The sequence below is a fragment of the Acinetobacter sp. YH12112 genome (genome assembly GCF_013418945.1).
GTDB classification, from domain to species: Bacteria; Pseudomonadota; Gammaproteobacteria; order Pseudomonadales; family Moraxellaceae; genus Acinetobacter; species Acinetobacter indicus.
The window spans coordinates 22685-48708 of the sequence record NZ_VPBA01000004.1 but is presented as its reverse complement, the minus strand read 5'-3'; the positions used below and the strand labels follow the sequence as shown (position 1 = coordinate 48708).

Here is a 26024-nt window from a genome sequence, read left to right as displayed (position 1 = left end):
AAGAGATAACAATGTTAAGTTCAAATATGTATAACATCTTGATTATTGCCGGAATTATTTTCCTGGCCTTATTTGTGATTGGTTTAATCCTGGCCCGTCTGTATCGCCGCTCTAGCAAGGAAATTTCCTTTGTACGTACCGGTTTTGGCGGTGAGCATGTCATTCTCGGCGGTGGTGCGATTGTATTACCGGTGCTGCATGAAATTATTCCGGTCAATATGAATACCCTTCGTCTGGAAGTACGCCGTGCTGAAGATCAGGCCCTGATTACCCGCGACCGTATGCGTGTGGATGTCATGGCCGAATTTTATGTGCGGGTTAAACCGACCGCTGAATCTATTGCCACCGCAGCACAAACGCTGGGGCAAAAAACCATGTCACCGAATGAATTAAAAAATCTGGTCGAAGGTAAATTTGTCGATTCTTTACGTGCCGTAGCCGCAGAAATGGCGATGGAAGAACTACATGAAAAACGCGTCGACTTCGTGCAGAAAGTGCAGCAGGTGGTGTCGGAAGATCTGTTTAAAAACGGTCTGGAACTGGAAACTGTGTCTTTAACCGGACTGGATCAGACCAGTTTCCGCTACTTTAATCCGCAAAATGCTTTCGATGCCGAAGGTCTGACCAAACTGACCGAAACCATTGAAGATCGTCGCCGTAAACGTAACGACATTGAACAGGATGCCGACTTAGCCATTAAAGCCAAAAACCTGGAAGCTGAACAGGCGCGCCTGCAAATTCTACGTGAAGAAGAATATGCCAAGTTACAGCAAGAACGTGAAATTTCCGTGCGCCGTGCTGAACAGCTGGCGGAAATTGCAGCCCAGGAAGCAGCCAAAAAACGTGAAGCGGAAGAAGCCCGCATTGCTGCTGAACGTGAAATTGAACTGAAACGGATTGGCTCAGCACGTGATGTCGCCAATGAAAATATTTTAAAAGAACAGCTAGTCCAAAAAGCCCAAGTGGAACAGAAGAAAACCATTGAGCTGGCCGAACAGGATCGTGCCATTGCCATTGCGGAAAAATCCCGTGCCGAATCTGAAGCCAAAGCGCAGGCCGATTTAGCCCGTGCTCAAGCGGTAAAAGCAGAAGAAGAAGTGATTACAGTACGTGAAACCCAGCGCGCAGAACGTGCCAAGGCAGTCGAGCTGGTGGCTGCCAAGCAGGCCGCTGAAAAAGATGCGATTGCCATTACTGTTGCTGCTGAAGCGGGCAAACAGGCGGCGGTCGATGAAGCGGAAGCGGTGCGGATTACCGCAGAAGCCAATGCAGAACAGCTGCGTTTAAAAGCGCGTGGTGAAGCCGATGCCAAAGTCCTGCTGGCACAAGCGATGGAAAAACAGTATCAGGTTGATGCTGAAGGTACCCGTGCAGTCAACGAAGCCAATAACATCCTGTCGACGGAACAGGTCGAAATGCAGGTACGTCTGGCCATGCTGAAATACCTGCCAGAAATTATCCGTGAAAGCGTCAAGCCAATGGAAAATATTGATGACATCAAGATTCTGCACGTCAATGGTTTAAATGGGATGGGCAGCGCACATGTCGATGGCAGCGAACACGGTCATGGTCAAGTGGCCCTGTCTGATCAGGTGGTGAACAGTGCCCTGCGCTATCGTTCGCAAGCGCCGTTAATTGACAGCCTGATGAGTGAACTGGGTATTCATGGCGGTGATATTAACGGTCTGACCCAAAGCCTGAAATCTCAGCCGAAAATCAATCAGGAAACTTCATCAACTTAAATGAGGTGAATAAAAAAACGCAGCTAAGGCTGCGTTTTTTATGGCTGTTTTTCAATGTTCTATGATGAAGACAGTGGCTGATGAACTTCAAATTTTTCCAGCTGTCCATCTTGATCATAATGTAAGGTCAGATTTTTGGCCTGCTGCAAATACGCCATTTCAGTTGTGTCGACCTGAAAACTTTCCGCCAGCTGCTCAGTCTGAATATGCTCCGGAAAAGCCCGGCGCTCATTATCACGAAAACGCAGCCAGTTATACACAGCCCAGATCAGCAGAATCAGAATAAACACCATAATCGCCAGCCCCAGATAAAACAGGCTGAACGAGCTTTGCGGTGCCGACATCACAAACAGCTGCTCATATACGGTATAGCCCTGAAACAGCCACAGCAATACGGTGATCAGGGGCAGGAATAACCAGATCCAGGCCAGCCAGCCCAGAAAGAATAGTCCATAGCCTGCGACCTTGTTACGTACATAGCGCGGCTCATCAATATATTCTGGTAGCTCCAGCTGAGCTTCATCCTCAATCATTTTAAATTTAGCCATGCTCGTGCTCCTTGGTAAAACCACGGTCCGGACTGACCCAGCGTGCACGTTTCTGCTTTTTCAGCAAAGTTTTTGGCACAGACACCACCGTGGTCAGCGCGGTAATCAGCCAGAAAAATAGCGGATACCAGATTACCCAGAAATAGGTTCTCAAGGTACGGTTTTTATCATATTGATGATCGATCATTAAGCTGACCAGAAACTGCAGCAAACAGGTCAGGCCCAAAATCACCCCGTACCACTGCGGCAGAATCGATTGAATTGCCCACTCGCCCGGCAAGGGGAAAAACAGCCCATAAAAATACAGCACAAAGATGCCCATAATCACATAGGCCCATAGCACGCTGATGATCGATTCAATCACAATCGGCCACATCCGTCTAAGGCGCCATTTAAACAGTTTTGGCACATAGGCAATCAGCACTTCAATCCCGCCTTGTGCCCAGCGTAAGCGCTGTTTCCATAACCCTTTGAAGGTTTCCGGCATATAGATATAACACAGGGCTTTGGGCACATACTGCAAATCCCAGTGGTCGAACTGCAAACGCCACGAAACATCAATATCTTCAGTAATCATGTCATCACGCCAGTAGCCAATCCGGTCCAGCGCGGTTTTACGAAAACCGGCAATCGCACCTGATACGGTAAAAATCCGGCCATAGGTACGCTGCGCGCGTTTAATCAATCCAATAATTGAAGAGAATTCACCGACCTGAATTTTACCGAGCACGCTGGAACGGTTAATAATCCGTGGATTACCGGTAACCGCCCCGACACGCGGAAAGCTGGTCAGCTGATGCATCATCCAGAATACTGCGTGTGGATGCAGCAGCGCATCACCATCAATACAGACCAGAAATTCATAGCGACTAACCATTGCCCCGGCTCTTAAGGCATAGGCTTTGCCCTGGTTTTCGGCCAGATGGACCACCCGTAGCTTTGGATATTGCGTGGCCAGCTCATCCAGAATTGCTGCAGTCCGGTCCTGACTGCCATCATTGACTGCAATCACTTCAAATTCCGGATACTGGCTTTGCATGGCAAACTTGATGGTACGTCTGACCTGCTCTTCTTCATTGAAGCAAGGAATGACGATACTGCAGCCTTCATCGCTCGGTTCAGGGAAATGATCCTGACGATGTTCCCGTTTAAAATAAAACCAGATCCCGCCCGCAATCCACAGCCAGGCCATCAACAAGGGATATAAAAATGCAAAACCAAAATAAAAATCGTTAAAACTCAATTTCGAGAACACTTCCATCATTGCGGCTCTCCCTGTTCCAGGACATAGGGATCACGATAACTCAGCGGACTTGCATTCAGGCTCAACGCCCGGTACAGGTGCTGATGCACGGCCTGCCCATGGGTCGGCTGATAATTATCAATACCAATTTTTTGAATGCCCTGACGTCTTAGCTGCTGATACATCTGCTGATAATGTCGCCAGTCTGTTGCAGTGCTGTCCGGATTAATCTGCAAGTTAATCATCAAATGCTGCTTTTCCCGCTCATTTAACTGGTTTAAAGCCTGATGCAGATGTTTGATGGCTTGGGGTGATGGCAACGGATCGACAGCCAGATACAGGAAATCGGCATGATCCGGCAGTTGCTGCAGCAGTTTTTTCAGTCCGTCAAGTGGCTGATTCTGAATCTCCAGCTTTAATGCAGTCTGATAGTTGTTACTGATATTGGCATAGTATTTACCCTGGCTTTTGGTCCGGTTCTTGATGCTCAATACCTGTTGCAGCTGTGCCTGACAGCTTGCATTCCATTCGGCCTGAAATACGGCGCAATGTAACGCATCGCCGGTTTCAATCATCAGCCCTTCAATCGAGCTGTTGTTTTTCACCAGATCTGCGGTCAATTCTGCCAGATCATAACCTTGCCGGGTTTCCAGACTCAGCGGCATTTCTGCATATACCCGATTAGCAATCCGGGTCCGGGCCTGCCATACCACCCGGTTCAGCAAATCCTGAGCCACCGGCAAGGTCCGATTCGGAAAATAAGCCACATCAATTTTACCATCAGCATTCTGATCGGCCACCGCATTTAGGACCAGCGTATTGGATTGAAAGGCATTGACCTGATTGAGCAGCTGGCTCAAATGTGCTTCTGATGCGGTGATATTGCTCCCTGCCAGATCTGCCAGGTTGATGCGTAATAAACTTTTACGCTGCTTATGCGGCGCCCGGCTATTCATTAAGAAGTCTTTAATTTCACCAAACACTTCTTCTGGCGATGGGTTTTCCGTAATCAGGGCACGCTGATAGGTGGTATCGGCATCGGCCAATGTCAGTACGCTGCCCAGACTAAACGACATTGGTAGACCGGCTTCACGGGCCAGCGCTTCAGTTTCCTTGGTCACCGCACCATACGGCCAGAAAATGGCACGGGTATTGATTCCCAACTCACGATCCAGAATCTGCTTTGATTGACGCAAGTCTTTTACCACTCGCGTCGCATAGGCGCGATCAGATTCATAACGCTGCTGGGCCGGGAAATATTCACGGGTAATCGCGGCCGGCTGCTGGTTCAGCTGCGGATTGGCAATAATCCCGTGATGCAGGTCATCACTATGTGAGGCAAACTCGACCAGACCGGATTGCTGCATTTCACGCATCTGCGGCCAGTTCATCAGGTTGCCCTCTCCATAGGCTTCATAGGCATCTTTGGTATTGCCATTAATCCAGCTGGTCGGAATGGCAAAAACAGCCGGAACCTGATGCAGTTTTAATAAGGGGAAAATATGGCTATAGCTGCTGAGCGCGCCATCATCAATAGTTATTAATACTGCTTTTTCCGGTAAGGCTGTCTTATGCTGACGGGCCTGCCAGACATCTTCTAACCGAATAGGCTGCCAGCCATGTTCCCTGATCCATTGCAGGAACTGGGCAAAGTTATGGGTACTGATGGCGTATAGATCACGGTCACCCTGTTTGGCAACGTCATCACGCACATCATGAAAAGTTAAGGTAACAAATTCATAGGCCTGCGCATCAAGCGGCGCTATAGTTGCTGCTGGCGCTGTGCTGGTCTCGGCCTGCACGGTCAAAGGAGAATAAACACATGCAGCGATACAGGCACTCAGGAGTAAAGCGGGTTTCATTTGCATTAGAATCGTCCTTCAAAGCCGAATACTGCATAGGTTTTTTCTTCTGTTTTGCCATCGTATGGATGGCTGCCCCAACCAATGCCATAGTGCAGTTTCCAGGTTCGTGACACATGCCAGTCATGGCGATACAACAGGTGATATATCGGCTCATTGGAATAGTCTTTCTGTCCAAATGTGCCCAGCGTCAGTTCAAAATGCTGATTAAAATGTTGCTCATAACGACGCCAGGTCATCCAGTCATGTTCCAGTTTCAGCTCTAAACTATGGCTGGATTCAGGATTAAAATAATCCACGGCGACGGGCTTATTTTTTCCATAATAGCCGCTGAGCGTGGCACGACTCAGATGATGCGGTGCCTGATAAAACTGCTGGCTAAAATAGGCCTGATATTCCTGACGGGTGTTGCCATCATCAATATCGGTCAATTGAAATTGTGCACCGGCTTTACGCGACTCGTTGGCCTGCCAGTTGAGGCCAGCCCGATACGATTGCCCTTCATGTGCTTTGGCCACTGCCTGCAACGGAATATCGGCCTGGGTATTCACCGCCAGATGATATTGCCAATGATCATTTAACCAGTGTGACCAGTCCAGTGCAGCGCCCACACGGTCTTCATCTAAAGATTGAGACAGCAACAGGCTGGCATACTTGCGATCTTTGGACCAGGCCACACCCAGACCTAAACGCGGATCATCCAGAGTGCCATCTTCATAACGCCCCTGCCGATGCTGATGGTCAATAAAAACCTGATAATGCTCATTTAGCCACGGGCTGTTAAGACGGGTCCAATGGGTACGCTCTTCTGAACCTTTTAAACGGTTCAGCAACTGTTCCTGATCGGAACGACTTTCAGAAAAATAACTTTCATGCTGAATGCTGAAATGATCGCGATCCTTTAATTCTTTGCGGCTTAATTGCACACCGGTATCATCTGCAGCCGTCTGTAACAAGGCCTGATTCAGCTGACGCCAGCCCCTAATATCATTCAGGGCTTGGGCATTTTGCATCTGGTTAATCTGGGTGATTTGACTGACCTGATCCAGGCCATTCCACTGCTCCAGCGTCTGTTGGGAAGTCAGTGGTTTTTCACGCCAGCGCTGAATTTGTGCCAGATTGTTCTGATAGGCCAGATTATTCGGTGCAATTGAAACCAGGGTTTCAAAATACTGCTCGGCTTTGGCATGTTCATTGCGGTAAGCATAGTTCAGCCCTTTTAAAGCCAGATACTGCTCCCGGTCTTCATGGGTACTGCGATCCACGCCTTTGGCCTCACTATAACGATAACGCGGCAACTGACGGTCCATGTCTTGAATCAGCTGATCGGCCTGCTTGAATTTTTCCTGTTCGATATAGGCATAATACAAACCGGCATACACCGTATAGTCTGCATAGTTCTTTTCCTGAAACAGGCTTAAATACACCGGTTCAGCCAGTTCGGGCTGTCGGGTGGCCAGATAGGCATCGGCAATGGCATGGCGTACATAAGCCGGCCAGTTTGCAATTGGCTGATGCTGCTGTTGCACAATTTTCAAGACCTGCTGATGACGCTTACGCTGTCCCAAGGCATACAGATAATCGGCATAGAATGCGCGCTGCAGTTCAGCGTCAGCTGCCACCTGTGGTTCATGTGCAGCCATATCGGCCAATACCGCATCCAGCTCGGTATAGGCTGTTGCATATTCACTGCGCAGTTGTGCCGTTTTATAGGCCTGTACTGCATTCTGAATCCGGGTAGAAAACTGGTGCTGTTTGACTTGCAATAATAAACGAGGATGGCTCTGTGCTAACTGTTGTTGCAGCAGATAGTGCTCTGCTGCCTGATGCTTGCCATTAAGCATCAGCGCCAGCACATATTGTTCATGACCTGCGATACTGCTTTGCTTTTTTAATCCGGCTTCGGCCGCCTGCAAGGCTTGTACCGACATATTCAGGATACGATAGGTATAAGACAATAAACTCAGGTCATCGGCACTAAGCTGTTGCCATTGCAGGTTTTTCAGCAACGTTTTAGCGGCTGCTGTCTGCCCCGCCTCGGCTTCCAGTACCGCGCGCCAGACTTTGCCGCTGGCCTGGGCATTTAAGGGCTGAAACCGGGCCAGATACGCTTTGGCCTGAGCGTACTGCTTGGCATCACGGAGCACCTTGATGGCGCTGACCTGGGCATAGGCAGGAAAGGTTTTAGGTTGAATCTGCTGCGTTAGGCGGTATAAATCCTGTGGATGTACCGCAGGCTGACCATAGGCCAAAACCAGATAATCCGCAATTAACTTTTGATCTGTGGGAAATTGAGCTAATAACGCCTGCAAGCGATTGAGTCCAGAGACCACCTGTCCGGACCGAACCATCTCCACCGCGTGCTCACGTTGCTGATCAAGCATATTGGCATGAGCAGAAGAAAAAAATAAAAAAGAGCAAAGCGACAGACACTGAATCGGCATGATCGTTGTTATTTTGATCATATAAATTCTCAAGTTTCTAATAATTATTGCTCAATATTCTATTAAAGTGTGATGCAAATCACAATTACCAAAACAATCATTTTATTTGTTTTGTATGCTTTACTTTTTTCCTCAATAGAAGCGTCATCATTATCTATGTTCTTTGCCATAAAAAAACCCCAAGAACTGGGGTTTTTTTAGTCAGTTAGGTTTTACACCAAACCTTTGTCCTGCAATACTTTCAGCATGGTTGAACCGAGCTCGGCCGGGCTACGGGTATAAGCCATTCCGGCACGTTCAAAGGCAGCAAATTTCTCCTCTGCGGTTCCTTTACCGCCAGAAATAATCGCGCCAGCATGGCCCATGCGTTTGCCTTTTGGTGCGGTCACACCGGCAATATAGCCCACCACAGGCTTGGTCACATGCGCCTGAATGTATTCGGCTGCTTCTTCTTCGGCTGTGCCGCCAATCTCACCAATCATGATAATGGCTTCAGTTTGAGGATCGTCCTGGAACAGCTTCAGACAGTCAATCTGGTTCATGCCCGGAATCGGATCTCCCCCGATCCCGATACAAGTAGACTGACCCAGTCCAAGCTTGGTGGTCTGCGCTACGGCTTCATAGGTCAAAGTCCCTGAGCGCGAGATAATTCCAATTTTACCCGGCTGATGAATATGACCTGGCATAATCCCGATCTTACATTCGCCCGGGGTGATAATACCCGGACAGTTCGGGCCAATCAGGCGTGTACCATTACCATTGGTTTCCAGATAGCGTTTGGCTTTTAGCATATCTAGGGTCGGTACACCTTCAGTAATTACCACAATCAGTTCAATACCGGCATCGACCGCTTCAACAATCGAGTCCAGTACAAAAGGTGCGGGTACATAAATCACCGAAGCGTCAGCCTGAGTTTCACGGACCGCCTGCTTCATGGTGTTAAATACTGGCAGGTCTAAATGGGTTTGACCACCTTTACCTGGAGTTACACCGCCGACAACACGCGTGCCATAATCCAGCGCCTGGGCCGAATGGAAGGTTCCGTTTTTACCGGTGAAGCCCTGAACCAATACTTTTGTATCTTTATTTACTAATACGCTCATGATGCATCTCCTTAAGCTTTTACCGCAGCAACAATTTTTTCTGCAGCATCGGCCAGGCCATTTGCAGAAATTAAGGTCAGGCCAGATTCATCTAGTAATTTGGCCCCCAGCTCAGCATTGTTTCCTTCCAGACGTACCACCACCGGCACGCTGACATTGACTTCCTGAACTGCTGCAATAATCGCTTCCGCAATCATGTCACAACGTACAATCCCACCAAAAATATTGATTAATACTCCCTGAACCGAATTGTCGGCCAGAATAATTTTAAATGCTTCAATCACGCGCTCTTTGGTTGCACCGCCACCGACATCAAGGAAGTTGGCCGGTTGACCACCATACAATTTGATGATGTCCATGGTTGCCATGGCAAGACCGGCACCATTGACCATACAGCCAATATTGCCTTCTAGCGCTACATAGTTCAGATCGAACTCAGAGGCTTTCAGCTCGCGCTCATTTTCCTGGCTCTTGTCACGCAGCGCAGCCACTTCCGGCAAACGGTACAGCGCATTGGAATCAATGCCGACTTTGGCATCGACACATAAAATTTCGCCGTTTTCACGTACAGACAATGGGTTAATTTCAAACAGGGCAAAATCGTTTTCAATAAAGGCCTGATACGCCGCGGTCATGATTTTGACAAACTGGTTGATTTGTCCATCTTTTAAGTTCAGGGCAAACGCAACTTCACGTGCCTGAAATGGTAATAAACCGACTAGAGGATCAACTTCAACTTTAATAATTTTTTCTGGGGTTTCTTCTGCGACTTTTTCAATTTCGACCCCACCTTCGGTTGAGGCCATAAAGGTCACGCGACGGCTGGAACGGTCCACCACGGCACCCAAATATAATTCACGCTCTACCGGATAGACATCCTGGGCCACCAGAATACTGTTCACCGGCTGGCCATTGGCATCGGTCTGATAAGTGACCAGTCGAGTACCGATCAGCTGATTGGCGTACTCTGCCGCTTCTTCAGCCGATTTCACCACTTTCACACCACCCGCCTTACCACGGCCACCCGCATGCACCTGGGCTTTCATGACAGCGAATTTGCCACCGAGCTGTTCAAATGCCTGTACTGCTTCATCTGCATTGGTTGCAAGCAGACCTTCCTGCACCGGCATACCATATTTTTTTAATAGCGCTTTGGCTTGGTACTCATGTAGATTCATTTATTTACCTTTTACTACTTTTCACGTTTTTTTATGACTCGCTAAAACTCCAACATCCATCGTCGTGAGTATTAACATTTATACAGTTTTATCGTTTTAGTTTTAGATGATTATTCAAACAAAAACAACCACCAAATGAAAAAGAGCGGTCGAAACCGCTCTTTTTTTATTTATTTACGCTTACGCTGAATCGCGTGGATGGCACGTCCATCGACGGCCAGTGCCGCTTCGTGCACCACCTCAGAGAAGGTTGGGTGACCGAATGTCATTAATTGTAAATCTTCAACTGAAGATACAAATTCAAGCGCGATCATACCTTGGTGAACAATGTCAGACGCCGCAGGTCCAATCACGTGCATACCCAGTAAACGATCTGTTTTAGCATCGGCAACGAACTTCACGAAACCAGCACCTTCACCGGCAGCTAAAGCCCGGCCGTTGACTGCGAAACCGAATTGACCGGTTTTCACTTCATGACCTTTTTCTTTAGCCTGCTCTTCTGTTAAACCTACCCACGCCGCTTCAGGGTGTGTATAGATGACAGAGATGATGGTGTCATAGTTCACTTGAGCAGCATGACCGTGAATACGTTCAACTGCCATTACGCCTTCTTCCATAGCTTTGTGTGCCAGCATTGGACCGCGTACCAAGTCACCAATTGCGTATACGCCTTCAACAGAAGTCGCACACCAGTCGTTCACTTCAACCAGACCACGTTCAGTCAGCTTGATACCACAGTCATCAGCCAGTAAGCCTTCAGCATACGCACGACGACCCACACACACGATCAGCTTGTCGAAAGTCTGTTCTTTCTCTTCGCCGCCTTGAGTGTATTTAACAGTCACTTCACGACCGTTGACTTCAGTGCCCGACACTTTCGCGCCTACACGAATATCCAGACCCTGTTTGGTCAGCAGTTTCTGGTAGTCTTTTGCCAGCGCTTTATCCGCCATTGGCAAGAAGGCATCCATTGCTTCAAATACAACAACTTCAGCACCTAGACGACGCCATACTGAACCAAGCTCCAGACCGATCACGCCGGCACCAATCACACCTAAACGCTTCGGTACTTCAGGGAACTCAAGCGCGCCAGTAGAGTCAACAATAATGTCTTGATCAACAGGAGCAACCGGAATGTTCACAGGTACAGAACCAGACGCAAGAATTACGTATTTTGGTTCTAGAATCTGAGTTTCACCTTCGTGAGGAACAAACTCAACTTTCTTACCCGCCAGTAATTTACCAGTACCTTTTAACCATTCGATACCATTGCCTTTCAGCAACTGGTCAATACCGCCAGTCAACTGGTCAACAATCTTGTCTTTACGTGCCAGTAATTTAGACAGGTCAAAGTTTACTTCACCTGTCGTAATACCATGATCAGCCAGGTGATGAACGGTATCTTCATAACGGTGTGAAGAATCAAGCAGTGCTTTAGACGGGATACAGCCCACGTTTAAGCAGGTACCACCTAAAGATGGTTTACCTTTGTGGATGCGTTTTTCGATACATGCCACTTTAAAACCAAGCTGAGCCGCACGAATGGCTGCTTCATAACCGCCTGGACCACCGCCAATAACAACTAAATCAAATTGTTGAGACATTTTTATCTCCAATCAATCTCTCTAAATTCCCCCTTTTGCTCAAGGGGGAACCTTTCCCCTCTTTTTTAGAGGGGTTAGGAGAGATTTTTAATTAATAAATTATAAGTCAAGGATAAGTTTAGCTGGCTCTTCTAACAATTCTTTGATTGTTACAAGGAAACCTACCGCTTCTTTACCATCGATTAAACGGTGGTCATAAGACAGCGCTAAATACATCATTGGCAAGATTTCAACCTGACCATTGACTGCCATAGGACGTTCCTGGATTTTGTGCATACCCAGAATAGCAGTTTGTGGTGTATTCAGAATTGGCGTAGACAGCAGTGAACCGAAAGTACCACCGTTAGTAATGGTGAATGTACCGCCAGTCATGTCTTCAATCGCAAGTTTGCCTTCACGCGCTTTCGCAGCATAAGCACCAATGCCAGATTCAACTTCAGCGTAGTTCATACGGTCTGTATCACGTAATACAGGAACCACCAGACCACGGTCAGAAGATACAGCTACACCGATGTCATAGTAACCGTGATAAACGATATCGTCGCCATCAATTGATGCGTTGACTGCTGGGTAACGTTTTAGCGCTTCAGTCGCAGCTTTTACGAAGAATGACATGAAGCCAAGACGCGCACCGTGGCGTTTTTCAAATGCGTCTTTATATTGCTTACGCATTTCCATGATTGGTTTCATGTTCACTTCGTTGAACGTCGTCAACATTGCAGTTTCTTGAGTCGCTGCAAGTAAACGTTCAGCTACACGCTTACGTAAACGCGTCATAGGAACACGTTTCTCGATACGCTCGCCTACTGCTGCAGTTAAAGGCGCAGCCGCTGGTTTCGCCTGGTGGTTTGCCACATCTTCTTTGGTGATGCGACCGCCACGGCCTGTACCTTGTACGTCAGCAGCGTTGATACCTGTTTCAGTCAATGCTTTACGCACTGCTGGTGCCTGGTCCGCAACTGGTTGAGCACGCTCAACTACAGGTGCTGCACCTGCTTCAGTTTTCTCAGCGGCCTGTTCAACTTTCTCTTCAGACTGAACTGCTTGAGTTTGCGCAGCGCCAGATACAGCACCTTCTTCAAACTGTGCAATCACTTCGTTTGAAAGTACAGTATCGCCTTCATTTTTAATGATTTGAGCAATCGTACCGTCTGCAGGAGCTACAACTTCCAGAACAACTTTGTCTGTTTCAATGTCACAGATCACTTCATCACGTGATACTGCTTCACCTGGTTGTTTGTGCCAAGTCGCGATTGTTCCATCTGCAACTGACTCTGGAAATACCGGTGCTTTAATTTCGGTTGCCATTACTTCGAATCTCCTGTTATTCAGCTACGATCGCAAGCGCGTCATTAATGAGCTGAGCTTGTTGTTTTGCATGCAAATATGGTGAACCACACGCTGGAGCGGCAGAAGCCTCACGACCAGCAAAGCTGATACGAACCTGTTTACCAGCTTTCATCACGTCATCATATAGACGCGGCGCGATGAACAACCAAGCACCTTGGTTCTTCGGTTCTTCCTGAGTCCAAACCAGTTCTTTCACGTTTGGATAAGCTTCAAGAATTTCCGCAATGCGTTGTTCTGGGTATGGATACAACTGTTCAATACGAACAATTGCCGTGTTGTTCAATTCTTTTTCACGACGTTTTTCAAGCAGGTCGTAATACACTTTACCACCACAAAGTACCAGACGGGTCACGTCGGCCTTGTTGATGTTGCTGTCGATTTCGTCAATCACGGTCTGGAAGGTACCAGTTGCCAGCTCATCAAGAGATGAAGTTGCCAGCTTGTGACGCAGCAATGATTTCGGTGACATCACAATCATTGGCTTACGGATTGGACGAATTGCCTGACGACGTAAAGCGTGGAAAATCTGTGCTGGTGTAGTCGGGGTAATCACTTGCATGTTGTCTTCAGCACACAGCTGTAAGAAACGTTCTAAACGTGCAGATGAGTGTTCCGGACCTTGACCTTCAAAGCCGTGTGGCAGCAACATGGTTAAACCACATACACGTTCCCACTTGGTTTCACCAGAGGCGATGAACTGGTCAATCACCACTTGCGCACAGTTAGCGAAGTCACCAAATTGTGCTTCCCAAATGATCAGACCGTGTGGAATCGTGGTCGCATAACCATATTCAAATGCCAGTACCGCCATTTCAGACAATAGCGAGTCATATAAAGCAAAACGCGGCTGGTTTTCTTTCACATGGCACAATGGAATATAAGTTTCGCCATCAACCTGGTTATGCAGTTTGGCATGACGGTGCGAGAAGGTACCACGACCTACGTCTTCACCAGTAATACGTACCAGGTAACCCTGATCTAGCAGTGTTGCATAGGCTAGAGTTTCAGCAGCACCCCAGTTCAGCGGCATTTCGCCGGTCTGCATTTTCAGACGTTCGTCAATCACTTTAGACACCTGACGCTGCATCACGAAACCTTCTGGAAGTTTACGCATGCCTTCACCAAGCTCTTTTAAGCGCTCAGCCGGGAAAGTGGTATCCCATTCGTCAGTGTATTCATGGCCCAGGTACGGCGTCCAGTCCACAAACATTTTCTTGTTCGGTTCAAGAACCAGCGCATTGGCAACGTGATTACCTGCTTCAAGATCGGCACGGTAGTCTTCAACCATTTGGTCTGCAGCAGCGCGATCTAATACGCCCTGTTGTACCAGTTGGTCTGCATACAAAGTACGTGTAGTGGCTTTCTTGTTGATCACCTGATACATCAGTGGCTGGGTTGCAGATGGCTCATCCGCTTCGTTGTGACCACGACGACGGTAACAGAACAGGTCAATCACTACGTCTTTACGGAAAGTATGACGGAAGTCGTGTGCCAATTGCGTTACGAAGATTACCGCTTCAGGATCATCACCATTCACGTGGAATACTGGCGCCTGAACCATTTTCGCGATGTCGGTACAGTATTCTGTAGAACGCGCATCACGTGGATCAGAGGTAGTGAAACCAACCTGGTTGTTAATTACGATGTGCACAGTACCACCCACGGTATAACCGCGTGTTTGTGACATCTGGAAAGTTTCCTGGTTCACGCCCTGACCTGCAAATGCAGCATCACCGTGTACGATTAATGGCAACACGTCATCGCCACCAATGTCTTTACGACGTACTTGACGGGCACGTACCGAACCTTCAACCACAGGTCCAACAATTTCAAGGTGCGACGGGTTAAACGCCAATGCCAAGTGAACTTCGCCACCTGGGGTCATTACGTTAGATGAGAAACCTTGGTGGTACTTAACGTCACCCGAACCTTTCTTGTGTAAAGATTTACCTTCGAACTCGCCAAACAGGTCAGCCGGGTTTTTACCCATGATGTTAACCAGCAAGTTCAGACGGCCACGGTGTGGCATACCAATCACGACTTCTTTACAACCAACCGCACCGGCACGTTGAATTAGTTCGTTAACCATTGGAATGAAAGATTCACCACCTTCCACACCAAAGCGTTTTGCACCAACGTATTTATTACCTAAATATTTTTCCAGACCTTCAGCGGCAGTTAAACGCTCAAGGAAGTGTTTTTTCTGTTCTGCATTGAAGCCATACTGACCACGGGCACTTTCAAGACGCTGTTGAATCCAGCGTTTCTCTTTGGTGTCAACAATGTGCATGTACTCTGCACCAATTGAACCGCAGTAAGTTGCTTCCATCGCTTCAACCATTTCGCCCAGCGTGGTATCTGTTTTACCAATCGCCAGGTTGCCTGTGTTGAATACCGTATCTAAATCAGATTTGGTTAAACCGTGCGCAGCAAGATCAAGATCTGGCACTTCTTCGCGTTTTGCCAAACCTAGTGGATCTAATTTTGCTTTTTGGTGACCACGATTACGATACGCTGCGATCAGTTGCAGGACGCCAATTTGACGACGTTCATGCTCAGAGCTTACCGCGCTTTGAGCCACAGACTGAATACGATTTGAGTTGCGACCCAATAAAAGGAATTGCTCACGTACATTGCTATGAGGTTGATCACCTTTTGGGAATTTATCGAAGTACACTCTCCAGTCTTCACCAACTGACTCTGGAGACGTTAAATACTGCTCATAAAGTTCTTCAATATACGCTGCACTATCAGCGGAAAGTTCAGTGTCAAGACGCAGAGCGTCAGCAACTTCTTGCATTTGTGGACCCATTTCCTATTGCAAAAACATTTTTCAGGATGCTTTTTAAGCAAAACCCATGATTGATAATGTCAAATTGGTAACATGACATTCGTCCCCATTCGACAACTGTCATGAGGCGTTATCACTACATTAGGACTACCCAATGTGAATAATGAATCATAACGCCCTGATTGGCATCATCACTCATTTTATACTCGGCCAAAACCGAGCAATTTTTTTGCAAATCGACTTAGAAAAATTAATTCGGCAAATTAGCTTTTCTAAATAGGTTTACTCTAATTTCTGGCTTTCTACATCTCTTTAAATGTTGAAAAAATGTACATAAATTCAACCTCAATTTTTAAATATAGAAGTTTATTAATCGTAACATGATCTCCAACTCTCAATTGATTTTTTTGACGTATACCTCCTATAAATTGGCGAAATACAAGAAACATATTTTGCTCTAACATATGGTGCTTTATTTAATAATTAGAAGCAATTAAGACCAAAGTCCAACGGCTTCTTTATTCCATAAAACAAAAGAGAGCACATCTTTCAATCTGCCCTCTTCAACTTGCGTTATATAATAACATCTTGCACCACTTTTTGCAGTCCCATGCCCCATTTCTGGGCGTATTAAAACAAAATACCATCACTCTATTACACTTTTGTAGAGGATTGATTTAAAACTATTCACCTGCACTTTTCATACCCAGTTTATATGCAGCAATGCATCTCATCAGACCAGCCCCACTCAAGTGTTCAATAAAGCAGCATAAAAAAAAGCACATCCGGAGATGTGCTTTTTTGAGTTCACCAAACTGGCGTTCAGATTAACCCGCAGTATCCAGAAGCATGTTACGGATGTGACCGATTGCTTTGGTTGGGTTCAGACCTTTCGGACAAACTGACACACAGTTCATGATACCTTTACAACGGAACAGCGAGAACGGGTCGTCAAGACGCGCCAGACGCTCTTGAGTTGCAGTATCACGTGAATCGATGATGAAGCGGTAAGCATTCAACAGCGCTGAAGGACCCAGGAATTTGTCCGGGTTCCACCAGAATGATGGGCATGAAGTTGAACAGCATGCACATAAAATACATTCATACAGGCCATCCAGGTGCTCACGGTCTTCCTGAGACTGTAAACGCTCTTTTGGTGGCGCAGGCTGGTTGTTGATCAAGAATGGCTGAATCTTGTTGTACTGGTCGTAGAACTGATTCATATCAACAACCAGGTCTTTGATCACTGGCAGACCTGGTAATGGACGAATGGTGATTTCATTTGGTAAATCGTTCAGGTTCCAAAGACACGCCAAACCGTTTTTACCATTGATGTTTACACCATCAGAACCACAAATACCTTCGCGGCAAGAACGACGGAACGTTAAAGTTTCGTCTTGTACTTTCAACGCCAAAAGTGCGTCAAGCAACATACGATGCTTATCAGTCAATTCCAGCTTGAATGTTTGCATGTACGGTGCTTTATCCTTATCAGGATCATAGCGGTAGATATGAAATGTACGAGTACCTCTACTCATCTTGTTTCTCCTGATTAGAATGTACGTGGTTTAGGTGGAATAGCTGCAACAGAAAGCGGCTTGTAACGTACTGGTTTGTACTCAAGACGGTTGTCTGCAGAGAACCACAGAGTGTGCTTCATCCACTCATCATCACGACGACCATAAGAATAAGTCGGGTGATCTGGTGGTAATTCAAAGTCTACAACAGTGTGCGCACCACGACACTCTTTACGCGCAGCAGCAGAAATCAAGGTTGCTTTTGCGACTTCGTATAGGTTTTCAACTTCTAATGCTTCTACACGTGCAGTGTTGAAGACTTTAGATTTGTCTTTCAGGTGAATATTGCGAACACGTGGTTCAAGCGCAAGAATCTGTTTCACACCTTCTTCAAGCAATGCTGAAGTACGGAATACACCTGCGTGATCCTGAACGATGTTACGAATTGCATCCGCAACTTCTTGAGCGTTTTCACCTGAGGTTGATTCGTCAAGTTTACGAATACGGTTCAGCGTGTTTTCAAGTACAGTTGTAGGTAGTGGTTCGTACTCGCCATCGTGCTGTTTAGTTACATACTCAATGATATGTTGACCAGCCGCTTTACCAAATACCACCAGGTCAAGCAGTGAGTTAGTACCTAAACGGTTTGCACCGTGTACAGATACACATGAACATTCACCAATTGCATAGAAACCTTTTACTGGTTTCGCAAAGTCACGACCTTCCGCATTTGTAGAATATGTGTCAGTGTCTTTGTCGTAGTTGGCAACCAGTGGAGTCGTTTCACGAGATTCTGGAACAACAACCTGACCATGAATGTTGGTCGGAATACCACCCATTTGGTAATGGATTGTTGGTACAACCGGAATTGGCTCTTTGGTACAGTCAACGTTCGCGAATTTCTTGCCAATCTCGAATACAGATGGCAGACGTTTCATGATCGTGTCAGCACCCAGGTGCGTCATATCCAGCAAGATGTAGTCTTTGTTCGGACCACAACCACGGCCTTCTTTAATTTCCTGGTCCATAGAACGTGATACGAAGTCACGTGGCGCCAAGTCTTTTAAAGTTGGAGCATAACGTTCCATGAACGGTTCGCCAGAAGCGTTACGAAGGATACCACCCTCACCACGACAGCCTTCCGTTAACAATACGCCTGCGCCCGCAACACCTGTTGGGTGGAATTGCCAGAATTCCATATCCTGTAATGGAATACCTGCACGAGCAGCCATACCAAGACCGTCACCCGTGTTGATATACGCGTTAGTAGATGCACGGTAAACACGACCTGCACCACCAGTAGCGAATAGCGTCGCTTTGGCTTGGAATACCGCAATTTTACCCGTTTCCTGGTCAATTGCAGTTACACCCAGTACGTCGCCTGCTTCGTTACGAATTAAGTCAAGTGCAATCCATTCAACGAAGAATTGAGTCCCCATTTTCACGTTGCTTTGATAAAGCGTGTGAAGCAGCGCGTGGCCTGTACGGTCAGCAGCAGCACATGCACGTGGCACAGCTTTTTCACCGTAGTTTGCAGAGTGACCACCGAATGGACGCTGGTAAATTGTACCGTCTGCGTTACGGTCAAATGGCATACCCAAGTGTTCTAATTCATAAACCACTTGTGGCGCTTCACGCGTCATGAATTCGATCGCGTCTTGGTCGCCTAACCAGTCAGAACCTTTAACTGTGTCATAGAAGTGGTAGTGCCAGTTATCTTCTTGCATGTTACCAAGAGATGCACCAATACCACCTTGCGCCGCAACCGTGTGCGAACGTGTTGGGAATACTTTGGTCAGTACCGCAACTTTCAAACCCGCTTGAGCAAGTTGGTAAGATGCACGCATACCTGAACCACCACCACCAACGATGACTGCGTCAAAAAATTGGTGTGGAATGTTTGAATAATCTTCTTTAGGGTTAATCGCGCCCATGATATCTTCCTATCAATTCGCCCAGAAAATCTGGATTGCCCAGATTGCATATGCAAAAACAGCAATAATCACTGCTGAAGTCAGCACTAGGCGTAAACCTGAAGCTGAAGGACCCATCTGACGAGTAGTCACGTAATCTGTGAATACCTGCCACATACCAATCCATGCGTGTGCAACAAGAGATAAGACTGCCAATAAAGATAAAATCTTCATTGGTAATGTCATCATAAAGCCGTACCACTGTTCAAAGTTAAATCCGCCATTCAGCAGAATCCAACCAAATACCACAACGGTATAAACAGCAAGAACAACAGCACTTACGCGTTGGATAAACCAGTCGCGAGAACCTGAACCCGTTAAACCTGTAGCACTTTTCATTAGAGAACAATCCATACAAAGGCTGCGAGAATACCAATCGCAGACAAGACTAATGCGATAGTAGCTGCAACACGACCACTTTGCAGTTCCTCTGCAACACCAAGGTCAGCAAGTAAATGCTTGACACCAGCGATGAAGTGATAGATTAATCCGGCTACAAATACCCATACGATAAAGCGGACAAAGAAACCGTTAAAGATTTCCTGTACTTCTGCAAAACCTTCTGGCGAAGACAAAGACTTGTCTAATAACCAAAGAAGTACCGGTACGAGTAAAAATACGATGACACCTGAAAGACGGTGTAAAATTGATGCAATAGCCACAGGTGATTTTAAGTTTACTGATAAAACTTGACCCATGGACAAATTGACAGGTCTGTTGCTTTTCACAGCGGGCATCCTGTAAGTAAAAACTCCATCCGGAGTTTGTTGGAATTAATTCGAAGGAAAGCTGGCATTGCTAGGCATTCGAATGCCTATATTCAAAACGACACTGAATTATAAAACGTCAACTATTAAAATACAAACAACCGCACCGGGCTTTTTGAACAAAAAATCCTTAAATAAGAATCATTAACAAATAGGTAATTTGTGAAACACATTAACCAGATACACCGTTAAGGCATCATCTCACTGTTTTTTATTAATTTATTTTATATTTCTGCTATTGGTTTTAGCTATAATTGCAATTTTCACCGGACTGAAATATTTAGACTAAAGCAGCACAGTAAATGTCTAGGCACTATATTGTTGAATCTTTTCACTTTATCTTTGGGTGCCTGAATATTTTTTCCTTGAATATTCGCTATCAGGAAAACAACATGAAATATTTTCAGCGCCCTGCCCGTGCTTCCCGCTTCAGGCTGACATTTGGTCTTCGCTTTTAAAAAAATGCCGATAGATTGTTCTGCCTTTACTTGCAATTTCAGCGCATCAGAACAAGTTAACTGGCTGAATGGCTGATTTAATCAGCTATTTTTTAACCAGTTAAACCTAAAAAAATGACAGACTTAGCGCTTTTATTTATGAATAACAAAGCAGCAGCAGAACCGGCAAAGCCCAGCTAAGTTATGAAAAACAGATACATTTCGGAAAGCTTAAAATTCCAGCAGCCTGGCTTTTCAAGAGCTTTTAACGCTAAAAAATTGCTTACAATTAAAGCATTCCTATTATTTTTTTCTGCACCTGTCCGGGAATTTGACTTATTATAGCGCGTCGGTGCTGTGATTTTACTCAGTTTTTCATACGAATATTTTTTGACTAAGCTGCTGTGTCAGCGTCACTTTTTATCCATAAGTATAATTGACAAAATTTCAGTACACACTAATCTTATAGCAAATTTTCGATCCGTCTGATTCGCGCATTAAAAGATTGATACTACGAGTCAGATCAACATTCACCAGGACAGGAGATCTATTGAATGTCTGAAGCAACTGGCAAGAAAGCCGTTTTACAGCTTGATGGCAAAGAAATTGAATTACCAATTTACAGCGGCACATTGGGCCCAGATGTAATTGACGTTAAGGATGTGTTGGCTGCAGGTCACTTTACTTTTGATCCTGGTTTTATGGCGACAGCTTCTTGTGAATCTAAGATCACATTCATTGACGGTAACAAAGGTGTTCTGTTACACCGCGGTTACCCGATTGATCAATTGGCGACTAAAGCTGATTACCTGGAAACTTGCTACCTGTTATTAAACGGCGAGCTTCCAACAGCTGAGCAAAAAGAAGAATTTGACGCGAAAGTTCGTAACCACACCATGGTTCACGACCAAGTTAGCCGCTTCTATAACGGTTTCCGTCGTGATGCGCATCCTATGGCGATCATGGTTGGTGTTGTGGGTGCATTATCTGCGTTCTATCACAACAACCTGGACATCGAAGATGTTAACCACCGTGAAATCACTGCGATCCGTTTAATCGCGAAGATTCCTACTTTAGCGGCTTGGAGCTACAAGTACACTGTGGGTCAACCATTCGTTTACCCACGTAACGACTTAAGCTACGCTGAAAACTTCCTGTACATGATGTTTGCTACGCCTGCAGACCGTGACTACAAAGTGAACCCGATTCTTGCCAAAGCAATGGACCGTATCTTCACTCTTCACGCTGACCACGAGCAAAACGCGTCTACGTCTACAGTACGTTTAGCGGGTTCTACCGGTGCTAACCCTTATGCTTGTATCGCTGCGGGTATCTCTGCACTTTGGGGTCCTGCGCACGGTGGTGCGAACGAAGCAGTTCTTAAGATGCTGGATGAAATCGGCACTGTAGAAAACGTTGCTGGCTTCATGGAAAAAGTGAAGACTAAAGAAGTTAAACTGATGGGCTTCGGTCACCGTGTTTACAAAAACTTCGACCCACGCGCGAAAGTAATGAAAGAGACTTGCGACGAAGTTCTTGGTGCATTAGGTATCAACGATCCACAATTAGCGTTAGCAATGGAACTTGAGCGTATCGCGCTTTCTGACGAATACTTCATCAAGCGTAACCTGTATCCAAACGTAGACTTCTACTCTGGTATCATCCTGAAAGCGATTGGTATTCCGACAGAAATGTTTACTGTGATCTTCGCGCTTGCACGTACAGTTGGTTGGATCAGCCACTGGTTAGAAATGCACAGCGGTCCTTACAAGATCGGTCGTCCTCGTCAGCTTTACACTGGCGAAGTTCAACGCGACATCAACCGTTAATCCGGTTCGCGTTCAACGACGAAAAAACCACCCGTTTGGGTGGTTTTTTTATGGACATTCAAACTAAATGCGCGTTTCGACCAGACCGAGGCAACGCCAATATTCAGCGCAAAAGTACGTTAAGCTACCTGATAATGCTCCAGATCTAGGCGCTGTAAACGTCGCTTTAACTCGGCCAGTGACCACGGCCAGGCGGCAAAGTTGCGACCATTCTGGTCCAGATAATAACTTTGACAGCCGCCACGGTTAAACACAGTTTTCTGCACATGAGTCTGTACTTTGGCATTGTGGTATTTCAGCACATCCGGCTTGATTTCAATGCGCTTTAAGCCCTTGGCTTTCATTTGCAATAAACCACTGACAATATAGTCCAGTTGCGCTTCGGCAATGCCAATAAAGGAATCATAGACCAGAATATTCGGCCCGAGCACCAAAAAGGCATTGGGTAAATGCTGGATACTGGTGCCCAAAAAGGCTTCGGGTGAACTGCTCTGCCACAGCTCGGAAAGTCGTTGGCCTTGGGCATTCTGCACACGGCGACCAATCGGTGGATGTGACACCTCAAAGCCCGTTCCCCAGATAATCACATCGACCTCATGCCGGTCACCATTGGCGGAAATCACCGTATTGCCTTCAATTTCCACCAAGCCATGCGGAATTAAAGTGCTATTCGGGGCCTGCAAGGCCGGATAATAATCATTGGCAAACAGTAAACGCTTACAGCCAACCGAGAAATTGGGGGTAACCGCCTGACGTAAAGCCGGATCTTTGACCTGTAATTTTAACAGCTGCCGGCTGAGTACATTGACGGGCTCCAACAAAGGTGGATGGCGCAGGCCAAAATTAATCAGATTCAAAGATTGTGATACCGCGCCGCGCCAACGCTGCTGAATGACCGGAAACTTGGCCAGCGTACTTTTCATCACCTGATTCAGCGGCAGATCAGGCTTTGGCAGGACCCACGGCGCTGTACGCTGGAAAATATATAACTCTTTGGCCAGAGGCTGAATTTGTGGAATAAACTGAATAGCCGAGGCACCGGTACCAATCACCGCAATGCGTTTACCACACAGGTCATAGGCATGGTTCCAGCGTGCCGAATGGAACATTTCGCCCTTAAAACTGTCGATGCCTTTTATTTTCGGCAGTTGCGGCTCGGTAATCGGGCCGGGGGAGAAAATCACGGTTCTGGCCCGATATCGCCCTTTGCTGGTGTTGAGCTCCCACATCTGTTCAGTCTCATTCCAGCGTGCATCTTGCAGTTCATTATGAAATTCAATCTTGGCATATAGCTGAAAACGGGTCGCCACATCTTCCAGATAATTCAGGATTTCCGGCTGCTTGGCAAATAAATGACTCCAGCCATGACTCGGTGCAAAAGAAAAAGAATATAAGGCCGAGGGCACATCACAACCACAACCCGGATAGGTGTTGTCCCGCCAGGTGCCACCTACCCGGCCGGCTTTTTCCAGCACCAGATAATCCTGATAACCGGCCTGATTCAGTTTATAGGCCGCTGCCAGACCGGAAATACCCGCCCCAATAATAATGGTGTCATAGACCCGGCTTGGTACAGCGGTCGATCTACTGCGCTGCTCGACTGTTTGAGAATTTGGCTGATTGGCCCCTGCCCTTGCTGATGCTGCACTGACACTTTTGGCTTTTCGACTGGGCTTTTTGAGCACAGGCTCGGCCGGCTCGGTGACTGCTTGCGACGTGACTTGATCATCTTGTTTCATTTTTGCTACTCAGGATTTTTGTACATATTTATTGAACAGTGGATAACCCACACCCAGCAGCTTGGTATATAAACGCGGCGCGGCACGCTTGAACCACCAGAACAGTTTGGCGTCTGGCTGTGGAATGGTATACAGCTCGCCCCGGTCTAAATTGTTTAAAGTCTGCGCTACCACCTGCTCACAGCTGACAAAGGCATGATGAGTCAGCAAATGATCTGCTAGCCCAGAATAATGCGCAGGCAAACGGCCATTTTTCATGATATTGGTCGGCACCAGCGTTGGGCATAACACATTGATGCGAATATTGGCGCCACGTAACTCGGCAGACAGGGTTTCAGACAAGGCCAGTACGCTGGACTTGCTGACGTTATAGGCGGTCATTTCCGGCGCTGCGGTATAACCAGCAGCCGAAGCGACATTAATAATCGCACCACCACCCTGCTGTTTCAGTTTCGGTACGAAATAATGACAACCGTGGATCACGCCCCATAAGTTGACCTGCATACACCATTGCCAGTCGGCCAGGCTGACTTCATCAAACTTGCCACCCAGCCCCACACCGGCATTATTGATCAGCAAAGTCACCGGATGGCCCAACAGCTGTTCAGACTGTTCAGCCAGTTGCTGCACCTGCTCGGCCACACCCACATCACATTGCAACGCAAAGACCGCAGTCGCAAACTGGTGTTCAATCTGCTTGGCGGTTGCTTGAGCCGCCGCCAGATTGATATCGGCACAGATCACGCTGCCACCACGCCTGGCCAGTTCCAGCGCAAAACTGCGTCCAATCCCACTACCTGCACCGGTCACCACCGCATAGGCCTGCTGGCTCAGTCGCACTTTTTTTGCAAATAATCCCATCATTCTTCTTCATCCTTACACTTTGAGCGCCGGGGTAAATTCCTTGACGAAATACGGCGTTAACACCCCGCTTTCCGGATGCAGCAAACGTTCCTTGTAATAGGCTAAAAAGGCCGAAGTATCATGGTCATTCGGATGAAAACCGGGACGCAGATAATCCAGAATATACGCCCAGCTACTGCCATACACGCCATCTTGCAGACCAAAAATCAGCTTGATGCTACGCGGCAGGTCTTTCCAGTAACTCAGGCTAAGCAGATTAGACGGTTTGCGATAAAACGGCACCAGCAGCGAGGCAATGGAAATCAGCACCAGGATGGTGATGAGCGCCGGGAAGAAACCGGCAATGCGCAAGCCATAACTGTTGGATAAAGACTGGAACACATCATAGGCAATGTCTTTGTGTTCCGATTCTTCCAGCATGTGCCACATCCAGATGGCACGCTGCTTTTCATCATGCGACTGGAAGAAAATTTCCTCATGATTCATCATGTACTCGGCCAGCACCGCGGTGAAATGTTCAATGCCAGCCATCAGCGACAGTTTCATCGGCTGTGGCAAACGGTTAAAGCCGTGATCAAAGACAAATCTGGCCCAGGAACGGAACAGCTCAACCGGCAGATCGGCATCCCGAAAGGCATCATTCAGCTCTTCATGCAATCTGGAATGTAGCGCCTCCTGGCCAATTAGGGAGGTGACCCGCTGTTTTAGCACGGGATCATTTAACAGCTCACGATGATAACGCGCGGTGTCAATCACCAGATCTTCGCCATAGGTCAGGAAAATCGACAGCGAGGCAAAATAGGCACTGGCCAGTTCGGCATTCAAGTAAAATTTGGGATCTATTTCTTCGGCCTTAAAGTCGAATTTCATATGCCGGATTGGGAGGGCAGCCGACTGTTTCTCGGCATCAAAAGGTGTCGCGCTGAAAAAATGGCGAACAGGCTGAGGTAAAAACTGAGCAATCTGCATGGCTATTCTCTTTGTTTTGTCCATTTGAGCCAGGTCAAGACACCGTGGTCATCGACCTGAATGA

The 26024-nt window shown here is 46.9% G+C and carries 18 protein-coding genes; 2 read left to right on the top strand and 16 right to left on the bottom strand.

Annotated elements, in window-relative coordinates; translation table 11 throughout:
- Nucleotides 1-11: 11 nt before the first annotated feature.
- A complete protein-coding gene (locus FTU50_RS02415; protein WP_075167198.1) occupies nt 12-1742 on the top strand; it encodes a flotillin family protein in 1731 nt (576 codons plus the stop codon).
- Between the two features lie 59 nt (nt 1743-1801).
- Here FTU50_RS02415 and pgaD read toward each other — a convergent pair whose 3' ends face one another.
- The 13 genes from pgaD to sdhC all read right to left on the bottom strand — a co-directional run bounded on the left by pgaD (nt 1802) and on the right by sdhC (nt 20092).
- Nucleotides 1802-2290: a poly-beta-1,6-N-acetyl-D-glucosamine biosynthesis protein PgaD gene (gene pgaD, locus FTU50_RS02410; RefSeq protein ID WP_180054303.1), complete on the bottom strand. Its 489-nt coding sequence runs from the start codon at nt 2288-2290 to the stop codon at nt 1802-1804.
- Entirely contained in the window at nt 2283-3551 is a 1269-nt protein-coding gene (pgaC, locus tag FTU50_RS02405) for a poly-beta-1,6-N-acetyl-D-glucosamine synthase (RefSeq protein WP_171249326.1), read from the bottom strand. The genes pgaD and pgaC overlap by 8 nt, the downstream gene beginning before the upstream one ends.
- Nucleotides 3551-5401, bottom strand: coding sequence for a poly-beta-1,6-N-acetyl-D-glucosamine N-deacetylase PgaB (gene pgaB, locus FTU50_RS02400; RefSeq protein WP_180054301.1), 1851 nt, complete (start codon nt 5399-5401; stop codon nt 3551-3553). The genes pgaC and pgaB overlap by 1 nt, the downstream gene beginning before the upstream one ends.
- Nucleotides 5401-7860, bottom strand: a complete 2460-nt coding sequence (pgaA, locus tag FTU50_RS02395; RefSeq protein ID WP_180054299.1) for a poly-beta-1,6 N-acetyl-D-glucosamine export porin PgaA — start codon at nt 7858-7860, stop codon at nt 5401-5403. The genes pgaB and pgaA overlap by 1 nt, the downstream gene beginning before the upstream one ends.
- A gap of 191 nt (nt 7861-8051) precedes the next feature.
- The gene (sucD, locus tag FTU50_RS02390; protein ID WP_005176265.1) at nt 8052-8942 is read right to left on the bottom strand and encodes a succinate--CoA ligase subunit alpha; all 891 of its coding nucleotides are present in this window, start codon (nt 8940-8942) and stop codon (nt 8052-8054) included.
- 11 nt (nt 8943-8953) lie between these two features.
- The gene (gene sucC / locus FTU50_RS02385) at nt 8954-10120 is read right to left on the bottom strand and encodes an ADP-forming succinate--CoA ligase subunit beta (protein WP_005176263.1); all 1167 of its coding nucleotides are present in this window, start codon (nt 10118-10120) and stop codon (nt 8954-8956) included.
- A gap of 170 nt (nt 10121-10290) precedes the next feature.
- On the bottom strand, nt 10291-11724 hold the full coding sequence (gene lpdA / locus FTU50_RS02380; RefSeq protein WP_005176261.1) for a dihydrolipoyl dehydrogenase: 1434 nt from the start codon (nt 11722-11724) through the stop codon (nt 10291-10293).
- Nucleotides 11725-11823: 99 nt separating this feature from the next.
- Nucleotides 11824-13032 carry a 2-oxoglutarate dehydrogenase complex dihydrolipoyllysine-residue succinyltransferase gene (gene odhB, locus FTU50_RS02375; RefSeq protein ID WP_075167202.1) on the bottom strand — a complete coding sequence of 403 codons (1209 nt, stop codon included), beginning with the start codon at nt 13030-13032 and terminating at the stop codon, nt 11824-11826.
- A gap of 16 nt (nt 13033-13048) precedes the next feature.
- Nucleotides 13049-15874, bottom strand: a complete 2826-nt coding sequence (locus FTU50_RS02370) for a 2-oxoglutarate dehydrogenase E1 component (protein ID WP_005176258.1) — start codon at nt 15872-15874, stop codon at nt 13049-13051.
- An 818-nt stretch (nt 15875-16692) separates the two neighbouring features.
- On the bottom strand, nt 16693-17403 hold the full coding sequence (locus FTU50_RS02365; protein ID WP_005176256.1) for a succinate dehydrogenase iron-sulfur subunit: 711 nt from the start codon (nt 17401-17403) through the stop codon (nt 16693-16695).
- 14 nt (nt 17404-17417) lie between these two features.
- Nucleotides 17418-19316 carry an FAD-binding protein gene (locus tag FTU50_RS02360; RefSeq protein WP_104470394.1) on the bottom strand — a complete coding sequence of 633 codons (1899 nt, stop codon included), beginning with the start codon at nt 19314-19316 and terminating at the stop codon, nt 17418-17420.
- Between the two features lie 12 nt (nt 19317-19328).
- Nucleotides 19329-19694 (bottom strand): succinate dehydrogenase, hydrophobic membrane anchor protein, encoded by a 366-nt coding sequence (gene sdhD / locus FTU50_RS02355; RefSeq protein WP_005176252.1) that lies wholly within the window; start codon nt 19692-19694, stop codon nt 19329-19331.
- Nucleotides 19694-20092, bottom strand: a complete 399-nt coding sequence (gene sdhC / locus FTU50_RS02350) for a succinate dehydrogenase, cytochrome b556 subunit (RefSeq protein WP_005176242.1) — start codon at nt 20090-20092, stop codon at nt 19694-19696. Before sdhC ends, sdhD begins: the two co-directional genes overlap by 1 nt.
- Nucleotides 20093-21113: 1021 nt before the next feature.
- Here sdhC and gltA point away from each other — a divergent pair.
- Complete coding sequence (gltA, locus tag FTU50_RS02345) at nt 21114-22388, top strand: citrate synthase (protein WP_005176240.1); 1275 nt, start codon at nt 21114-21116, stop codon at nt 22386-22388.
- A gap of 119 nt (nt 22389-22507) precedes the next feature.
- Here gltA and FTU50_RS02340 read toward each other — a convergent pair whose 3' ends face one another.
- Genes FTU50_RS02340 through FTU50_RS02330 form a run of 3 tightly spaced genes read right to left on the bottom strand, consistent with a single transcriptional unit; the run spans nt 22508 to nt 25960 of the window.
- Nucleotides 22508-24127: an NAD(P)/FAD-dependent oxidoreductase gene (locus FTU50_RS02340; RefSeq protein WP_104500246.1), complete on the bottom strand. Its 1620-nt coding sequence runs from the start codon at nt 24125-24127 to the stop codon at nt 22508-22510.
- Between the two features lie 9 nt (nt 24128-24136).
- Nucleotides 24137-24988: an SDR family oxidoreductase gene (locus FTU50_RS02335; RefSeq protein ID WP_171432076.1), complete on the bottom strand. Its 852-nt coding sequence runs from the start codon at nt 24986-24988 to the stop codon at nt 24137-24139.
- Nucleotides 24989-25003: 15 nt separating this feature from the next.
- Entirely contained in the window at nt 25004-25960 is a 957-nt protein-coding gene (locus FTU50_RS02330; RefSeq protein ID WP_180054297.1) for a metal-dependent hydrolase, read from the bottom strand.
- Between the last annotated feature and the right edge of the window lie 64 nt (nt 25961-26024).